The organism is Candidatus Venteria ishoeyi (assembly GCF_030378065.1).
Taxonomy (GTDB): domain Bacteria; phylum Pseudomonadota; class Gammaproteobacteria; order Beggiatoales; family Beggiatoaceae; genus Venteria; species Venteria ishoeyi.
In genome coordinates, this window is the sequence record NZ_JAUCGJ010000009.1 from 44,384 (window position 1) to 62,570 (window position 18,187).

At 42.6% G+C, this 18,187-nt stretch carries 15 protein-coding genes and 1 tRNA gene; 4 read left to right on the plus strand and 12 right to left on the minus strand.

What is annotated here, in order from left to right; genetic code table 11:
* Positions 1-73: 73 nt before the first annotated feature.
* The 6 genes from QUF61_RS04340 to QUF61_RS04365 form a co-directional block, all read right to left on the minus strand.
* Positions 74-1,093 carry a hypothetical protein gene (locus tag QUF61_RS04340; RefSeq protein ID WP_289680668.1) on the minus strand — a complete coding sequence of 340 codons (1,020 nt, stop codon included), beginning with the start codon at positions 1,091-1,093 and terminating at the stop codon, positions 74-76.
* Positions 1,094-1,254: 161 nt separating this feature from the next.
* Entirely contained in the window at positions 1,255-1,542 is a 288-nt protein-coding gene (locus QUF61_RS04345) for a helix-turn-helix domain-containing protein (RefSeq protein WP_103919132.1), read from the minus strand.
* Entirely contained in the window at positions 1,523-1,876 is a 354-nt protein-coding gene (locus tag QUF61_RS04350) for a type II toxin-antitoxin system RelE/ParE family toxin (RefSeq protein ID WP_289680670.1), read from the minus strand. The genes QUF61_RS04345 and QUF61_RS04350 overlap by 20 nt, the downstream gene beginning before the upstream one ends.
* A gap of 287 nt (positions 1,877-2,163) precedes the next feature.
* Positions 2,164-3,423 (minus strand): class I SAM-dependent methyltransferase, encoded by a 1,260-nt coding sequence (locus QUF61_RS04355; RefSeq protein WP_289680672.1) that lies wholly within the window; start codon positions 3,421-3,423, stop codon positions 2,164-2,166.
* Entirely contained in the window at positions 3,423-4,208 is a 786-nt protein-coding gene (locus tag QUF61_RS04360; protein WP_289680674.1) for a hypothetical protein, read from the minus strand. The genes QUF61_RS04355 and QUF61_RS04360 overlap by 1 nt, the downstream gene beginning before the upstream one ends.
* A gap of 322 nt (positions 4,209-4,530) precedes the next feature.
* Positions 4,531-4,607: transfer RNA gene (locus QUF61_RS04365), tRNA-Ile, on the minus strand.
* A gap of 42 nt (positions 4,608-4,649) precedes the next feature.
* Between QUF61_RS04365 and purB the strand changes: the two genes are divergently transcribed.
* The 3 genes from purB (at position 4,650) to argS (ending at position 8,433) form a co-directional block, all read left to right on the plus strand.
* Positions 4,650-6,023 (plus strand): adenylosuccinate lyase, encoded by a 1,374-nt coding sequence (purB, locus tag QUF61_RS04370; RefSeq protein ID WP_103920090.1) that lies wholly within the window; start codon positions 4,650-4,652, stop codon positions 6,021-6,023.
* A 180-nt stretch (positions 6,024-6,203) separates the two neighbouring features.
* Positions 6,204-6,665, plus strand: a complete 462-nt coding sequence (locus QUF61_RS04375) for a DUF29 domain-containing protein (protein WP_289680676.1) — start codon at positions 6,204-6,206, stop codon at positions 6,663-6,665.
* A gap of 13 nt (positions 6,666-6,678) precedes the next feature.
* A complete protein-coding gene (gene argS / locus QUF61_RS04380) occupies positions 6,679-8,433 on the plus strand; it encodes an arginine--tRNA ligase (RefSeq protein WP_289680677.1) in 1,755 nt (584 codons plus the stop codon).
* A 49-nt stretch (positions 8,434-8,482) separates the two neighbouring features.
* On the opposite strand, the gene QUF61_RS04385 is transcribed toward argS, so the two are convergent.
* The 6 genes from QUF61_RS04385 to QUF61_RS04410 form a co-directional block, all read right to left on the minus strand.
* Complete coding sequence (locus tag QUF61_RS04385; protein ID WP_289680679.1) at positions 8,483-10,138, minus strand: hypothetical protein; 1,656 nt, start codon at positions 10,136-10,138, stop codon at positions 8,483-8,485.
* A gap of 9 nt (positions 10,139-10,147) precedes the next feature.
* Positions 10,148-11,350: a type II secretion system F family protein gene (locus QUF61_RS04390; RefSeq protein ID WP_286019396.1), complete on the minus strand. Its 1,203-nt coding sequence runs from the start codon at positions 11,348-11,350 to the stop codon at positions 10,148-10,150.
* Between the two features lie 61 nt (positions 11,351-11,411).
* The gene (gene ftsE, locus QUF61_RS04395) at positions 11,412-12,071 is read right to left on the minus strand and encodes a cell division ATP-binding protein FtsE (RefSeq protein WP_103920576.1); all 660 of its coding nucleotides are present in this window, start codon (positions 12,069-12,071) and stop codon (positions 11,412-11,414) included.
* A 10-nt stretch (positions 12,072-12,081) separates the two neighbouring features.
* Positions 12,082-14,142 carry a TonB-dependent receptor plug domain-containing protein gene (locus tag QUF61_RS04400; protein ID WP_289680682.1) on the minus strand — a complete coding sequence of 687 codons (2,061 nt, stop codon included), beginning with the start codon at positions 14,140-14,142 and terminating at the stop codon, positions 12,082-12,084.
* Positions 14,143-14,169: 27 nt separating this feature from the next.
* Positions 14,170-16,656 carry a PAS domain S-box protein gene (locus QUF61_RS04405; protein WP_289680684.1) on the minus strand — a complete coding sequence of 829 codons (2,487 nt, stop codon included), beginning with the start codon at positions 16,654-16,656 and terminating at the stop codon, positions 14,170-14,172.
* A 21-nt stretch (positions 16,657-16,677) separates the two neighbouring features.
* Complete coding sequence (locus QUF61_RS04410) at positions 16,678-17,535, minus strand: PhnD/SsuA/transferrin family substrate-binding protein (RefSeq protein ID WP_103920573.1); 858 nt, start codon at positions 17,533-17,535, stop codon at positions 16,678-16,680.
* 131 nt (positions 17,536-17,666) lie between these two features.
* Between QUF61_RS04410 and QUF61_RS04415 the strand changes: the two genes are divergently transcribed.
* Positions 17,667-18,182, plus strand: a complete 516-nt coding sequence (locus QUF61_RS04415; protein ID WP_177428485.1) for a chorismate--pyruvate lyase family protein — start codon at positions 17,667-17,669, stop codon at positions 18,180-18,182.
* Positions 18,183-18,187: the final 5 nt, after the last annotated feature.

Consider the following 18,187-nt stretch of genomic DNA (forward strand, 5'->3'; position numbering starts at 1 on the left):
AATCAGCCACAACTTACCTCTGGCAGGTACTTTTACGCCATAAATATTGTTTAATCCAAAATGGAAATATACGTTATTGATATAACAACCGCACCGCGCTTTGCCCCTTAAACCATTTGCGCCCCTGCCTTTCAGTTTCTTCCAGCAAATGCCGCATGATACCAACAACCTTATAAAAATGATTGCCATAATGCTGTATGCCATCTATCCAGTTGTCTTGCTTGATTTCCAGACGTTGCAAAATAGGCTGAATATGCGCGGGAATAGCACCACGTTTACCCTCACGAATACAACGCCCTGTCCAATCCACCAGTTCAAAGTATTCTTCCTGGCTGATGGGCAGGCAAACATGCGCATTCTGTGTGGCTTGTGGTTTTCCAGTTTTTTTGACCTCGGCAAAAGGTAGCAGCCATTGGGGTTCTGGTTTTGAGGCTGAGTTTTTTTGCGTCTCCACTCTTGCTGCAAAGGAAGTAAATTCAGAATCTTCAGGGGTTTGGGCAATAGCAGCCCGTACTGGATTGAGGTCGACATACGCCATGCAGCTAATTAAAGCGGCATCATCCAGCAAAGCCTGGGATTTGAAACGCCCTTCCCAAAACCGTCCGCTACACTGATCTTCCTTATTCGCCTGCCGTGCAATGGGTTCATTCAAGCAACGCATAAACCAGCTTAAATCTGCCAGACGCTCACGCCATAAAGTTACTTTTTCTTCATCGGCTGCCAGACGTGCAAAATAAGCATCAACCACTTCAACATCAATTTGCTTATCATCAGAGTCTTTCAAAGCCTGCGGTGGAAACAAGGTACACCAACGCTTTACCACCTCCTCAGCATCCCAGGTCAAACTCTGTTCATAATCCACATGCAGCACCAGATGATAATGGTTACTCATAATGGCATAAGCACAAATCTCAACTGAAAACTGCTTGGCAAGCACTTCCAGCCTGTCCAGTATCCATTGCCGTCTATGCTCATAATTGCAGCCGCTTTGTGAATCAAAGCCACACAAAAAGGCACGGCGTACAGCACGACTTGTTAAGTGATAGTGTCCATTACTATATTTGCTGACTTGTTCTTTGCGGGGTGCAGGCATGGTTTTATCCCTCTGTGGATTCAGGCTTTAGGACAGGATAACAGGAATGGTATTTTTTTCAAATTTAAGTGGGTGTCTTCAAATTTTTTCATCTTCAAATTTTTTCAAATTTTTATTTTCCCCATTTTTTCTACCAAATCTGCTACAAATTTGCTACATTTTTATTCCTGCATTGCCTCAATAATCGCCTGTGGATTGTGCTTAACCACCTTGAGCAATACCCGCGCTGGGCCTCTTGGTGCGCGTAAGCCTTGCTCCCAGTGGCGCAACGTACCCAAAGAGATACCAAAAGCAGCGCAAAATTTTTGCTGTGTCATGCCGGTATTTTCTCGAATGGCCTTAACATCTATCGCTTCTGGCTTATGTTCAACAACCTTTGTTGCCTTGCCTTTTGCGTGTTCAATGGCATCCGTGAGGCCCGCTGATATTTCAGTGAATGCTTTGCCCATTTTTATGCCTCCAATAAATCACTAATTCTTTCACTGCTTTCGATAAAATATGCTTTTCTTCAGCAGAGATATTCGCCTTTTCGTTTTTACCGAAAACGGCTAGAAGATAAAGCGGCATCATGTCACTATGAAAATAATAGATAACGCGGACACCGCCACTTTTGCCTTTATCTGCCCTTGCCCATCTTAGTTTTCTGATACCTCCCGTGCCTTGGATCAGGTCGCCAGTGCTTGGATGCTCTGATAAATAAGCAATCAAGTCGTCCTTTTCCTCCCTGGAAAGTAACTTGTTAATTTTCTTCTGAAATGGCTCAGTTTCGGCAACGGTAATCATGTTTTAAGGATATACTCCATTGGAGTATTTTACAAGATATTGGTTAAATCAGGGCAGTGAGAGAGGAGAAATTAAGTCCAAATCTGCTATAAATTTGCTACATTTTTCACAGGTTGGTTGAGAGTTTTTTCATTTTGGTGTTATCAATTTACCAGCTATACATGCTATGAAGTTGTATACAAATGCCACTGCCGATAAAACAAGTAAAAATAGCAAATTTAAGTGGGTGTCTTCAAATTTGTGCCACCCTACCGCGCTGGGGCTAAAAAGGGAAGCGTCCCGGTTTATTACGGTTTATTATAAGTGGGTGTCTTCAAATTTCTTTGCCTTTTCCAAGATGCAGATACACAATACTCATACAGTTCTTTTTTACTATTTCTTTTTCTCACAATTGTGGATGTAATATTTGTATATCCCAACATCTCTAGAGATTTCTCGTATATTTTCTCTGACGCAACATGAATACCATAAAAGGTAGAATTTCCCACTATATAATCCAATCTTGCTCCATTCTCTAAAAGCAGAGGCAAGGAGGAAAAATGAAGATACATATCATAGAAATATTTATGGACATATCTAGCCATTAATTCTGAATTTTTATCGCCAGAATGCAATATTTTTTCACACGATTGCAAAAGAATTTCAGGAAGATCAATATCGGTTGGTGACCAATCTTTTAGACGGCTTGTTGCAATGCCCCATGTTCCTCCAATTGCTTTCCAATCCAGCTCACCTGCTTCACTCGCCTTATCTAGAAACTTCGTCCAGTACATATATGGCCGTAATTCCCTAATATAACTCATTCTATTTGGATATGGTGGTGAGGTTATTACATGTGCATAGCGAATATTATTAATCTGTTCTACATTGCGGGAATCAATTTTATTAACCTTCGCTTTTCCTCTTATAGTTTTTCTAGCACTAGCCAAAATATTTTCAAATATACTATTAAAGATTTCTTGTACTTGATGAACCTCAAATTTGGTAACTCCACCTTTAAATGACATTGAAACATGATTGAATGCAGCAGATGAAGTTTCAATTATAAGCCTACAAAAACTAATCCAAATTAAATTTGAATATGGATTTTCACTAGGCTCACCCACCTCTTCTACAATCTGTGTTCGAAGTGCAGCAACAATAGGCAGAGTATGACCACACCACCATCTTTCTATATTATGAAGATTTGGAGTCCAGTTATCTTTTTCTATTTTAGTTGGAAATTTTTTTAAAATTTGATTAAATATTTCTTCCAAATTATTTAGTTTATTTCCAGAAAAATCAAACAATTTAGTATTGCCAAACCATATTAAGAACGGATTTATGTCACATAAGTGTGCATTCATTCCCATTTCCGCAGCACATAGCCCGGTCGTAGCTGTGCCTGAAAATGGATCTAAAATAAATGCATCTTTAGGCGTTTCGGCAACAATTTCTTGGACTAATTTCACTGAATAGGCTGGCGTCAATCTAAGCCATCCATGACGCCCAAGTTTTGCATTGTATTTGAAAGTATAATCTGAACGTTGACCTGCTAATTTTGTCATTATTGTGGGTTTAATAGCGCTTCTAAAATAGATGTAACCTCAGCTTTAATTGTGCCTGAGTTTCTTTTGAAGAAATCAGCTAAATCATAGCCTAATACTTGCTGGCAAAAAGCAAACAACGAAGCTTCAGAATTATCACTTGGTATTCCTACTAGAATTCCACACCTGCTATTTCTATAGCGCGTTACAATATCCCCGTCGATTTGTGACGAGAATATAGAAAATACCGGCAAGTAGCCTTTTGCCCACGCTACTGATGCATTATCAATATCACCATTTTGACGTTTACTATCTTTACTTTTATATCCCTGTCGAACCTCAAATACAACGCCATTGCTTGGTTTTTGTACATCCAAACCGTTACAGTAGCTATTAACCCAGTCATTCAGCCTAGATTTTAAATCAATATTTTTTATCTCAGAAAATTCGAGGCGGCCATCAAGCGACAATTTTTTATCTTTACCAGCACTCGTTTTAGTCATATAAGACCATTCAGCCAAGGATGGGTTTTCATATCTAGCTGTATCAATGATAATTTGCCTAAACAAGCGTTCGCATCCTACCCCAACTTGACGATAAACGGATGTCATTCCTCCTGCGGCCTTGTGAGCCGCATACATTAGATCCGAATCCAAGCCTATCCAAGCATAAAATGGATCTTCACCATACAGGGTTTTAAATCCGCTTAAATCAACGCCATTTTTATCATTTGTACCCAATTTGGGTTTATATGTTTTACATTTTTTTATTGGGTCCAAGAACAATTTCAAATATTTCTTATCCATTTAAATCCTTAATTGATAGTAGGGCATTTCGAATTTGAGAGCTAACAAGTAACAGTTTCCGTAGAATACCCCAAAAAACCGCATTTACAGCGCAATCAGAGCTAGAACTCGTTTGCGTTAACTGTATACCGGCCATATGGCACGTTATACGGAAAATCAAAGAAATGGTATTAAGGAGAGGGAAAATTTTTTAAAAATTAAAAGCTGTTTTCCTGTAAAATCACCGCCAACGCAGCACAGGATAAACTGGGACTTGCTACAAACGTGCTACATTATTATTATAATTTTGGTAGCAATTAACACGTAAGTCTTTGATTAAAAATGGTGGGCCCGGTAGGACTTGAACCTACGACCAAGGGATTATGAGTCCCCTGCTCTAACCAACTGAGCTACAGGCCCGAATAGAAACCGCTATTATAACCATAAGGAATAAAAATTCAAATGGAGCTTTCATCTTTAACTGCAATTTCTCCTATTGATGGACGTTATGCCGCTAAAACGGCTGAGCTGCGATCCATTTTCAGTGAGTATGGTCTGATTCGCTACCGGGTATTGGTGGAAGTTCGTTGGTTGCAGGCATTGGCGGCACATTCTGAAATTTCTGAAGTACCCGCATTAAGCCAGGAAGCACATGATTTTCTGGAACAATTAAATAATAATTTCAGCGAGACTCAAGCGCAGCGGGTTAAAGAAATTGAGCGCACCACTAATCATGATGTCAAAGCCGTAGAATATTTTCTGAAAGAAGCCATTCAGGGGCAAAGCGAGCTTGAGAGTATTAATGAATTTTTTCATTTTGCCTGCACCTCGGAAGATATTAATAATCTGGCTTATGCGTTGATGCTGCGCGAAGCGCGGGAAAGCAGCGTGTTACCACAGATGGATAAGGTGATTGCGGCGATTGCTGAACTGGCGGCGCGTTATGCTGATATTCCCATGTTGTCACGCACCCACGGTCAGCCCGCTTCCCCAACGACGCTGGGCAAGGAAATGGCAAATGTGGTGGCGCGTTTGCAACGTCAGCGCAAGCAAGTGGAAGCAGTGCCTTTATTGGGTAAAATGAATGGTGCGGTGGGCAATTATAACGCGCATTTTTCGGCTTACCCGGATGTGGATTGGCCGCAGCTTGCCAACCAGTTTGTGGAAAATCTGGGTTTGAGCTGGAACCCTTATACCACACAGATTGAGCCACATGATTATATTGCCGAGTTGTTTGATGGCGTGGCGCGTTTTAATACGATTTTAGTTGATTTCAGCCGTGATGTTTGGGCCTATATTTCTTTGGGTTATTTCAAACAGAAGACCATTGCTGGTGAGGTGGGGTCTTCTACCATGCCGCATAAGGTTAATCCCATTGATTTTGAAAATGCAGAAGGTAACTTGGGCGTTGCCAATGCTTTGTTTGATCATCTGGCGGCGAAATTGCCGATTTCCCGCTGGCAGCGTGATCTCAGTGATTCTACGGTGTTGCGTGTGTTAGGCGTGGGCGTGGCGCATTCGCTGATTGCCTATCAGTCGGCTTTGCGCGGTATCAGTAAACTGGAAGTGAACCAGCCACGCATTGAAGCGGATTTACATAATAGCTGGGAAGTGTTGGCAGAGCCGATTCAAACTGTGATGCGCCGTTATGGCGTGCCTGAGCCTTATGAAAAATTAAAAGCTTTAACCCGTGGGCAAGGTATTGATCGGGAAAAATTACAGGCATTTCTTAGCACTTTGGAAATCCCGGAAGCGGAAAAACAGCGTTTGCTGGATTTAACGCCCTGGACTTATTTGGGGAATGCGGTGGTACAGGTGGAAAATTTACCTGGATAGATAGTAAGGTAACTCGCAGCGAATAACACCCCTCATTTCGCTGGTCTTTTCACCCGTTTTCTGCGTTATAAAAACCGTTACATAGCTCACTATGCGCCGGTTTTCATGCCTTGAAAACGGATAAAAATCCTGCGCGCTACGGGGGGTTATTTCTTGCGAGTTACCTAAGAGGAAATACCCATGACTGATCTCAGCCATTTATACGATCTCAATTATACGGAATGGGCCATGAAGAATGCGGCTTTATTAAAAGCAGGGCGTTTTTCTGAACTAGATGTTCCGCATTTGCTGGAGGAACTGGAAGACATGGGGAAAAGTGATCACCGGGAGCTTTCCAGTCGTTTAAGGGTTTTGCTGGCGCATTTACTAAAGTGGCAATTTCAGTATCAGCAGCTCTCTGAACGCTGGAAAGAATTTGATGGGCGTAGTTGGCGAAGAACGATTATCAACCAACGCACTTCGATTGCAATTTTACTGCGTAAAAAACCCGGTTTGAGTTCTTTTGTTACTGAGGCCCTAGCAGAAGCTTACCCGGAAGCAGTGGAACTGGCTACCAAGGAAACGCAACTGCCCCGTACACATTTTCCAGAAACCTGCCCTTATACGCAGACTGAAATTTTAAATGATGACTATTATCCTTAAAAGGAATTAAAGCTTGAAAGCACATCTGACCCATTTGTTTGAGCAGGCGCTGGAACAACTCAAAAAAGACGGTTTGTTCAGCGCAGACACGGACGTTTTACCTCAGATTAATCATACCCGCGATGCACGGTTTGGTGATTTTGCCTGTAATTTAGCCATGCAACTGGCAAAACCGGCGAAACAAAATCCCAGAGTTTTGGCGGAAAAAATTATTGCCGCATTGCCTGCTTCTGAACACGTTGATAAGGTAGAAATTGCAGGCCCTGGTTTTATTAATATTTTTGTGCATAAAGCCAGCCGTTTTGCGGTGATTAACCAGATTTTAGAACAAAAAGCAGACTTTGGCCGCAGTCAAATCGGACAGGGGCAATCGGTGCAGGTGGAATTTATTTCTGCTAACCCCACCGGGCCTTTGCATGTCGGGCATGGTCGTGGCGCGGCGTATGGTGCGGCTTTAGCCAGTTTGCTGCGCAGCGCGGGATTTCAGGTTTCTTGTGAGTATTATGTCAATGATGCCGGACGGCAGATGGATATTCTCGCTACCAGCGTGTGGTTGCGTTACCTGGATTTTTGCGGAGAAAGCTTTGCTTTTCCAAGCAATGGCTATCAGGGTGATTATGTGCAGGATATTGCAGCAACCTTGCATCGTGAAAATGCAGGGCTTTATCATCATGCGGCGACTGCGGTATTTGCTGATGTACCAGCCGATGCGCCTGATGGTGGCGATAAAGAGTTGCATATTGACGGCTTGATTAAAAACGCCCAGCAACTTTTAGGCGATAAGGGCTACCGTGCGGTGTTTGATCTAGCCTTAAATACGGTGCTGGCGGATATTAAACGCGATACCCAGGCATTTGGTGTGAATTTTGACCAATGGTTTTCAGAACGCAGCTTAACCGAATCCGGCATTGTTGAAAAATCAGTAAACACCTTAAAAGAGAAAGGTTTTACTTATGAGCAAAATGGCGCACTTTGGTTTCGTTCTACAGAATTTGGGGATGAAAAAGATCGGGTGCTGGTGCGTGATGATGGGCGCACGACCTATTTTGCTTCGGATGTGGCCTATCATCTGAATAAGTTAGAGCGCGGTTTTGATAAGCTGATTAATATCTGGGGCGCGGATCATCATGGTTATGTGCCGCGTGTACGCGCTGCAATGACGGCGCTGGGCGCGGAAGCTGACAAGCTTACGGTGTTATTGGTACAGTTTGCCAGCTTGTGGCGGGGCAAGGAAAAGCTGCAAATGTCTACCCGTAGTGGTGAGTTTGTTACTTTGCGGGAGTTGCGTAAAGAAGTCGGTAAGGACGCGGCACGTTTCTTTTATGTATTGCGTAAGAGCGAGCAACACATGGATTTTGATCTGGAATTGGCAAAATCTCGCAGCAATGATAACCCTGTGTATTATATTCAGTACGCACACGCGCGGGTTTCCAGTGTTTTTCGTCAATTGCAGGCGCGTAATTTAGTCTGGCTGCATGATCCCGCTGCCCTGGAGAGCCTGAATAATGAATATGAGCAGGCCTTGCTGACACGCTTGTCAAAATATGGCAATGTCGTGGAAACAGCGGCAAAAGCTTATGAGCCGCATCAGATCGCTTATTATCTGCGTGAACTGGCCAATGAGTTTCATACCTTTTATAACGCCCACCAGTTTATTGTTGAGGATGAGGACGTGCGTAATGCGCGCTTGAGTTTAATTGAAGCGGTACAGCAGGTGTTACGCAATGGTTTGGCTATTCTGGGGGTTTCCGCGCCGGATGAGATGTAAATAAGTTGAGTTCGATAGCAGTTTTTAGCCGCCTTGGCGCTGAAAACTGCTATTCTAAAGAAATAATCAACTCCAGTTCAAATACTGCTTTCCCATAATTTGCAATATTGTTTTTGCCAAAACTTTCCCGTAAGGTTTTGTCTGGATCTCTGATATTCAGTGGCATATTGTGCTCAATTACTTGTACATCACTATTCTCACGCAAACGGGTGATAAAGCTCAGCACTTGCCTATGAGCAAGTCCTCTGTCGCCATTAAAAGGAAAAATCTCACCATTTAATTGCAGGGTTTGTTTTTGTTTGACTTTAATCAAGCCTTTTTTCATTCGATTGGCAAGTAATTTTTTTTCAAAGTTACTGATATTAGAGCCTTTTTTCATTAATGGATTTAAAATATCTTCAACCTTCCATTGAATATTGATAAGTTTTAGTGTTGGGAAATCTTTTAATTGCATGCCTAGCCATTGCAGGCTGGATACTGGTGTAGAGTTTCGCTTTCTCAGTGCTTCTGCCACTTCTACTGCATTTTTGATGTGACGCGGATCATAATGCGTATCTAAAAATACTTTTTGACGATCACGCATGATTTGAAAATCCTGGGTTAACGCCACTGTTTTTTGTTCGGTGATAAGACTTTGCTGTTTGAGTGACCAGGTGTTGTAAATCGAGAATGCAGTGATGACAATAGCAACGAGAAAAATCCCGATACCAGCCAGTTGTAAACCACGGCGCATACGCAGGTGGCGAAAGAAAAAACTATCACCGGCTTGCCCATAATGGCTGACTTGTGGTTGCCAGATGATTTGACAGGCATTGAGTAGACTTAAATGATGGTAAGGCAATAGCTTTTTTAAGCCTTGCGCCCTCATAAAACTCTGAATATCCCAGAGTTGATAATGGATTTTTGTTTGCGTATGTTGATTCAGATAACTTTGCATGGCCTGCAAATGCTTTTGATCGGAAAACAACACCACATTAAGTGTTTGTTCTACCGGTAATAGGCTCTTACCGCGTAGAAAGTTTAATGTTAATTGCACCTGGCTGGCAATATGAGAGGCATACTGCTCATGGATACTGTCTGCATCCGGTGGGATATTGAGCGCGGTTAAGCGACTGCTGACCAGTTCGCCATTTTGAAAAAAACTCTGGCGCAGCGCATCGCCGCTGGTACTGAAAGGCTGTTCAATATGCCCAATAACCAGGCAATAATGGCAGGATTTTATGGATTTGAGCAAAAGCTCACCAAGCAGTGGTGCGGAATAAATACCTTGTATGGCAATTTGCCGTTTTAAGAGACATTTTACCCAAGGGCTGACTTGCTCCGGCTTTTGCAAAGCAGTGAGTAGTATTTGTTCATCAGAGCTATGTTTTAAACGTCCTGTTTTTTTTGCCTGTTTCTGAATTTTGGCAAAAGTATAAGGAAGATTAGGGTATTTCCGACGCAAACGGTTTTGCAGCAAGGTTTTCTGGTGATGACTACGTACTTTGGGAACACTGCCCAGGTCATATTCTTCCTGACTGACATCAACCAATAAGGATACAGGTGTCAACAATGGCTGGATGGGGCTGCCCAGCAGCCATTTTTTTAGTCGATCCGGGCCTTCTTCCGTTGCGGAAAAACGCTGTAGCTCAATGAGTTCGGTTTTTGTTACCTGATAAACCATCATTTGATGATCAGTCAGATAAAACACGATGCCCGTTTTCATGCCCATTCCTTACATGCTATTGGCGTTGCCAATTGCCACATCATAAATTGGCCCTAATACCGCCATGATCAATAAACCCATAATCAGACCCAGGGTTAAAATCATCATCGGTTCAATCATGGCTTGTAGCTTGCCAATGGATTCTCGAATTTCCCGATCATAAAAATAGCTGACATTTAATAAGGCTTCATCCAGTTTTCCAGTGGCTTCCCCCATTTGTATCATGCGTAAAACCAAAGGGGGAAATAATTTACTCTGGGTAAAACTGTCACTGATACTGGAGCCATCAACAATTTGTTGGCGCACTTCTTCCAGTGCGGTTTCAATAGCTAAATTACCGGCTGTTTTCTGTAAAATAATCAGACTTTCAATGACCGTGATACCTGAGCTGTACATTAAAGCAAAAAAGCTGGCAAAACGTGCAAGAATAATTTTTTGTAAAATAGGGCCGATAACCCAGACTCTTAACTTTTGTCGATCAATTAAAAAACGTCCACGCAGACTGAAATGCCCTATCAGCCAGATTGAAACCAATAATACAAAAGGGAAGAGTAGTATTAATAACCACCACTCAACAAAAAAGTCAGACAATGAGACTAAAATCTGAGTTTCCAATGGCAGTTCTCCCACCATATTGAGCATAAATTCTTTGGTTTGCGGCACTAAAAACAACATCATAAACATGACCATGCCGATAATGGTTGCGGCTGCAAAAGAAGGATACATCAGCAGCTTTTTGGTTTGCTCAACAATCTCGTCCTGCCATTTTAGTGATTCTGTCAGGTGTTGAAATACCCGGCTTAATTCACCACTTTCCTCACCAACGTGTACCAGACTGATAAATACGGTATTAAAAACAGCAGGGAAACGCTTCATTGACCAGGATAATTGCTTTCCTGCTTCAACATCTTCGATCAGTGATGCAATAATATCTCGAAAACCACTTTCCGGCAGGGAATTACGTAAGTCTTTTAAGCCCTGTAATAAAGGCACCCCGGCATTCAGCAATTGTTCCATATAAATGCAAAAAGTGATGAGCTCTTTACGGTTGATACGTTTGCCGCTGCCTTTACGCCTGCGACGCTCACTGAAGCTGATCATATCCAGCTCCATGCGCTCCAGACGGGCTTCCAGGTCTTCAGGGTTATCCGCTTCCAATTCACCGGAAACCATGCGCCCGACTTCGTTCATAGCTTTATACTTAAAATACATGGTCATTTAACCTGAGTTTGGTATTGCTATATCAAGTGCAATCGTTTCACCATCCGCATTATCACTGGTCTGCAATGAGCTTGCCTGATTCCAGCACCAAGACCCGGCGTTGCAGGCTTTTAATTAAACCCAGTGCATGTGAGGCTATCAGTACAGTGACGCCAACCTGGTTAAAATCTAAAAACAACTGCATAATTTCTCTGGATAAATCAGGATCGAGATTGCCTGTTGGCTCATCTGCCAATAATAGCGGCGGTTTATTAACCACTGCACGGGCAATGCCAACCCGCTGTTGTTGTCCACCGGATAAGGTGATCGGGTAACTGCGCTCTTTTTCCAATAAGCCAACCTTGTCCAGGGCAGCGCGTACCCGGCGACGGATGTCCTGATGGCGGTATCCGGCGATGACCAGTGGCAGGGCCACATTATCAAAAATAGTGCGATCAAATAATAAGCGGTGTTCCTGGAAAATAACCCCGATACCGCGCCGCACATAGGGGATGCCGGAATTGGGTAAACGCCCCAGATGTTGTCCATTGACCACAATCTGACCCTGACTGGCACGTTCAATCAAGGCGATAAGACGCAATAAGGTGGTTTTTCCGGCACCAGAATGCCCGGTTAAAAAGGCCATTTCTCCGCGTTTGATCTGAAAACTGACCTGATTCAGCGCTTCATAACCACCGGGGTAGCGTTTACTGACTTGGTTAAATTGAATCATGAAAAATAGGTTAAAAGTTAAATTCCAGTCCAAATAAGTAAGTACGCCCACGATTAGGCACACCGGATAAGGTAGGTAACTTGGTGGAACTTAAATACTGCTTATTAAACAGATTTTCCGTCTGCGCAACCAGGGTTACATTTTTATCAAACTGGTAACGTATTTTTGCGTGCGCCAACCAGTAATCTGACAATTCAATGATTTCTGTCAAGGTACGTTGTTCTACTGTGGCACGATAATAAGCACTGAGATTAAAGTTCCAGTCTCGCCAGTGATAATTGGCAATCGCAGAAAATGTCTGGCGGGGAAAGCGTGTCGGATTTTGTTCCATTTTTGTCAAATAGGTGTAAGTTGCCCGTAATGACCAACCATTATTCCACTGCGCTGCCATGCTGAATTCCAGACCCGTGTTAATCAATGTATCCTGAAGATTGATAAAACGCCGATCACCTAAATTATTAATCAAACGCGTATCAATTAACTGAGAATAACGGCTGTAAAAGTAATTCACTGAGGTTTGCAGGTTTTTATTATCAAACAACCAGGCCAGCTCAGTGGTTCTGACTTGTTCTGCTTCCAGTTTTGGGTTGCCTGCGTTAAATGCCGCGATCTGGCGTATGGAAGGCGCGCGAAAGGCCTCACCATACATCAGTTTGAGATAATGCTTCGGCCTGGCTTGATAAATCAATGCCAAACGTGGATTTAAGGTGCCGCCAAAATCAGAATAATAATCATAACGCACCCCTAAAGTTGTATTCAATCGTGTATTAATGCGGTATTTATCTTGTAGATAAAGCCCCAAAATCTGACGATTTGGTTTAGTTCTTGTTAAGGGTGTAAGGTTATCCTGAGCTTCATAATAAGTAACTGCTTGTCTGTTATTGCCGCGTAGTGCAGCCAAGGCTTCAGCATCGTTGTAATTACTCCAGTGCGCATCGCTTAAAGCTGAAGGCTTGCGCCATTCCAGACCCGCAAATAAAGTATGTTGTTGATACTGGTAATGCCCGTCTAACTGTATAGACCATTCGGCTTCTTTAAGCTCAATGCTGTTGAGATAAGAAACTGGTGACGGGGCTGTAGTATTCAGTGTTGCCATCGTTGCTGCATCGGCAATAACTTGATGCGCAAGCAAGGCCATACGGCTATAGCTGAAACGTGCAGTTAATTTCCCTTGTTTAGCCTTCCACAAGGCATATTGTGCATAAAATGCCGTTTGTTCACTGATGTTGCGGTTATCTTCGCCTGCATGATTGGAACTATAGAAACCACGAGTATCTCTGCGCATATGCCGCAACCCCAGTTGCAACTGCTGATGACAGAGTTTCAGGTTAAAGTCTCCGCCTTGATAGGGATCTTTAATTGTTTCCGGCGCAGCAGTTAAAGCATTTGCATAGCTTTGACCGCTGCTTTCAAAATAGCGGGCAAATACAGAAATATGACCATCTTGCCAACGCTGGCTAAGACTGCTGTGAATTTCCCGTCCACCCTCATTACCAGCGCCAACAAACAGGCGCTGATCGTTGTCGTTGGTAATAATATTGACTACCCCGGAAAAAGCACTGGTACCATATAGGGCTGAACCTGGGCCACGAATAATTTCAATTTGCTTGATATTAGAGAGGGGTAAAAAATGCAGAAAACTTAATGCACCGCCGCTTTTTTCATTATTCAGGCGTTGACCATCGATCATGAACAGTACATTGTAAGAGGCCTGTGGCGTGGTGCGTCCTCGCGCTGCCACCATATACCCCTGACCAAAAATGATTTCCCGGGAAGCGATAAAACCCGGCACAAAATTCAGCAGTTCTTCAACAGAATGTACGCCGATATTCAAGAGTTCCCGGTGGGTAAAAACGGTCACGCTGGAAGGGGCTTCCAAGACGCTCTCAGGTATTTTGGAGGCAATATCGATCTTGATATCAAATAAATCCTGTAAAGATAAATTTACCAGCTTATTGGCGCTGCTTTCATCTTTCAAGGCGCTACTGCAAACTGCCTGCGCTGATTGTACAACTGCAAACAATAATAATAAAATGCCTCCCCATGTAGGCAATAGTACTAAACTAAACATGTATTTAATTATCTCCATGATAGTTGCTTACGCTGGAAATTCTACAATAAAGTTGGCACCCTGCCCGGCAACACTTTCACAACGTACCTTGCCATGCATGGCTTCCACCATTTTTTTAACAATAAATAAACCAAGTCCCGTCGAATGTTCATTACCCGTAGGTTTGGCACTAAGGCGTACAAATTTACCAAACATTTTGTTGAGATCTTCTGCGCTAAAACCGGGTCCCTGGTCTTGAATCTCACAGCATACAAAACCATTCTTGCGGCTTAAACGCAGTGTTGTTACAGTGTCTTGTGGAGAATATTTAATGGCATTGGAAACCAGATTATCCATAACCTGCTGAAAAATCTCACCATCTAACTTAACCAGGCAATCACCCACTTGATTATCATAGCGTAATTGAATATTTTTTTGTGCAGCCCGCTGCTGATAGTCGTCTACCACTGCTTCAACTAATTCTTGTATATGATACAGCGCAGGTTCAATATTAAGCTTGCCGGATTCAATGATATTGACATCCAGTAAATTCGTAATCAGCATGAACATACGTTGAGCAGCCATACGAATTTTTCCGGCATCCTGAATAACTTCATCAGCATCCATATCTTTATAGTCTTCCTGAATTTCTTCAGCCAGACCTTTAATTGCTGACAAAGGGTTTTTTAAATCATGCGCGGCAATACCCAAAAATTCATTTTTTTCCTGATTCAAACGCAGTAATTCAAAGTTTTTTTCCTGCAACTCCATTTCCGCTTCTTTACGTTCTGTAATATCTTCTTTAACTTCCAGATATTGACTGGGTTTGCCTTCCTCATTAATGAGTGTTGAGATTGTGGCAGACTCCCAATACAAGCTGCCGTCTTTACGCTTGTTAAGAAATTCACCATTCCAGATTTCACCCCGTTTGAGTGTTTCCCAGAGATTGGCATAAAATTCAGTTGGCTGTAGACCAGACTTAAGTAATCCAGAATTTGCGCCAATGGCTTCTTCTGCGCTATAACCGCTGGTGCGTGTAAATGCAGGATTAACAAATTCGATATAGCCATCCAGATTTGTAATTGTAATCGTATTATGGCTTTGCTCAACCACTCGCGATAATTTGCGCAAGGTGCGTTCTGCGGCTTTACGTTCAGTGAGATCAGAAACAATACAGATTAAACCAATACAGTTGCCTTCATCATCTAACAAGGACGATAACCAGTGATTACCCCAGAATACGCTGCCATCTTTGCGAATAAAGCGCTTGTCCATATTCCATTGTTTATTCTGACCACTGCGAATACTTTCCAAGGCCTCTTTAGAAATTTCTATATAATCAGGGTGATTAATATCCAGACAGCGCTTAGGCTTCATTTCTTCCCATGAATAACCAAATAGCTCTAAAAACAAGGGGTTGGCCTGGATATAATAACCCTGATAATCAAGCAGACTGATACCGATAGGGGCATTATTAAAAATACCGGAAAACATAATCTGGCTTTCTCTTAAGGCGTGGCGGGATTTTTCATTACGCCACATAAACCAGACCATCAGACCCAAGATCATCGTTACTGCAAGCAGTTGTAAATGCAGTTCCTGTATAAAGGTTTTCAGTAATGGTGCAGGCCCATAAGAAATCAAATAGGCCGCTTGCTGACCACTGATATTTTTAATTGGAATTAAGGTGGCGGCATACTCTTTACCCTGGTATTTCACATCAGCGCCAAATGCTTTTTGCATCTGCATCTGCTCAGCAACTTCCGGGCGTTTGGCTAATTGTTCATTAAGCGTCTGTACCAGCAGGTCTAACGGTGTTGGCCTGCCTAAATCACTAATACCTAAATCTTCATAATAATAATCAGGATGTAATCGGCTGGGGGCATAAATACTTTGCTCAGATTTAAATGCCAGTGATAAGACTGAATCTTTTTGCAGCAATAGTGAAAATTTAGATTCCGGCACCACTTTCGAAAGTTCATCTTCAATTGCCAGAAAAGATAAACTGGTTTCGACGCTACCTAAGTGCGTATTATCATCAAATACCGGAAATACATAACGAAAGCCGGAATAAATTCGACCGCCTTCAAAGCCAAACACCGGACGGTGCTCCTGATTAACAATGCGCAAGGAGGGGCGCACATCAAACAAATTATCACCAAACAATTCAGGGCGATGAAAACGCAGATAACTGTCGCCATTAGCCAGATGGAAATGGAGTTGCTTGAGATTACGCGCGCGCAGACGTTTGTAAGTGGGATATAAACGCCGATATAAGCGTCCCCGAAAGCGTTTGCGTTTAGCATCTTTGCTTTTTGCACCCAGGCGAAACAAGGCAATCACATCGGGTTGATTGATGGTTTCGTTATACAGGGTCTCAGTGGTCAGGCGGAAACTGTTGACAACTGTGGTATAAGCGGTTTGCAGCATGGTGACATGCTGTTGCAGATACTGCTGCTGATTGGTGTGTGTGACCTTGTATAAAAAACCAACAGCCAGGCTTTCCAGTAATAAAAATATTAACAACCAGCGCATAATTTGATAACCAGACGGTAGTTAATCGTTGCCTTGCATGGGCAAGGTAATACCCGTTAGTTTCTGCCGAACTGAGGCAAAGTCTTCATCTTTAGCAGGCACTGCACCAAAACGGACATTCTTCCCCCATACCTGGGTAAGTTGTAAATGTACCGGATTTTCCAGCGGTTTCAGTTTCAGCATTGCCTGTGTAATACCTTTTAATAGGGCTTCTGATAATGTGGCGGTATTACCTGTCAGTACAAAACCCGGTAAGGGATCACTTTTAGTGATTTCTTCCAGACCCAAGTGAGCAAATTTATTGCCAATAGAGGTTTTTAAGCCGCCTAAGTCAAATTCACCACGGGTAATGCCCAGCGCAACCTCAGAATGACTCCCCGTATAACGATAGCGATTTTTTTCAATATCCGCACCCTGCTGTTTTAATAAATGGGAAACGGACAGGTAACCGCAAGTTGAATAAGGCTGGGTCAGCGCGATACGTTTGCCGCTAATCTCAGCGCTGTTACTATCTTCCAAACGTACCAGCGAACAGCTATAAGTATCTTTACCTTTTGCATTTAAAAAACGCACCAGTGGTTTGGCTTTTTGGTACTCCTGAGTCAGGATGACATAAGGCAAGGGGCCAAGAAATGCCATATCAATTTCACTGCTCTGAAATTTTTCCAGAATTTTAGTGTAATTTTCCTGATAAACAATCTGAATTTTAACATTTAATTCTTTTTCCAGATAGTCCAGCATGGGCTTGAACTGCTTGATGACCACTTTGGTATTTTCCATCGGCAAGGGTGCAAAGCGAATAACATCCTGCGCCAGCGCAGATGATGTATAAGCGCATAACAAAAGTATTGATGAGAATAAAGATAAACGTTGGAACATGGTGGGTTTCCCTTTGGTTATCAAATAGAAGCTTATCCGAGTTATTATCCCAGAAAATCAGCAATATTTGTTACAAACAGGTAAAATTCCTGGTTTATTGTTACAGGCACTTATTGGAGACTTCTGATTTCATGGCACAGAATCAACTTAATCTGACGGAATTAAGTGCTTTTCAGCGGGTAATACTCACGACAGATGGTACCTTAACCGATATTCTTGAAGCTTATTTATTAGATCATATTCGGGTGATTAAATTATCTGAAAAGGCGCTCACAACTCGTGCGCCTATATCAGCACTGGAGATTGAGGCTGCTACGGAAATCGTTGAAAGAAAAATACTGCTACAGGGACAAGCGCGTCATAATTGGCTTTATGCAGAATCAATTATTGTACCCGCGCGTCTGGGAGAACAATTTCGCCGGCAGTTACTTGAGTCCAATATTCCTATTGGTAAATTGTGGGTGGCGCATAAGCTGGAAACTTTCAAAGAAAGCATTGTTTCTGCCCGTGAACCTGCGGGGAAGCTGGCTGGCTATTTCAACATCAGACCTGAAGATCCCGTGCTTTACCGGACTTATCGGGTATTTTCCCAGCAACAGTTGATCATGATGATTACCGAAAAATTTCCAGAAAGTTTTTTTGTTTAGGAACG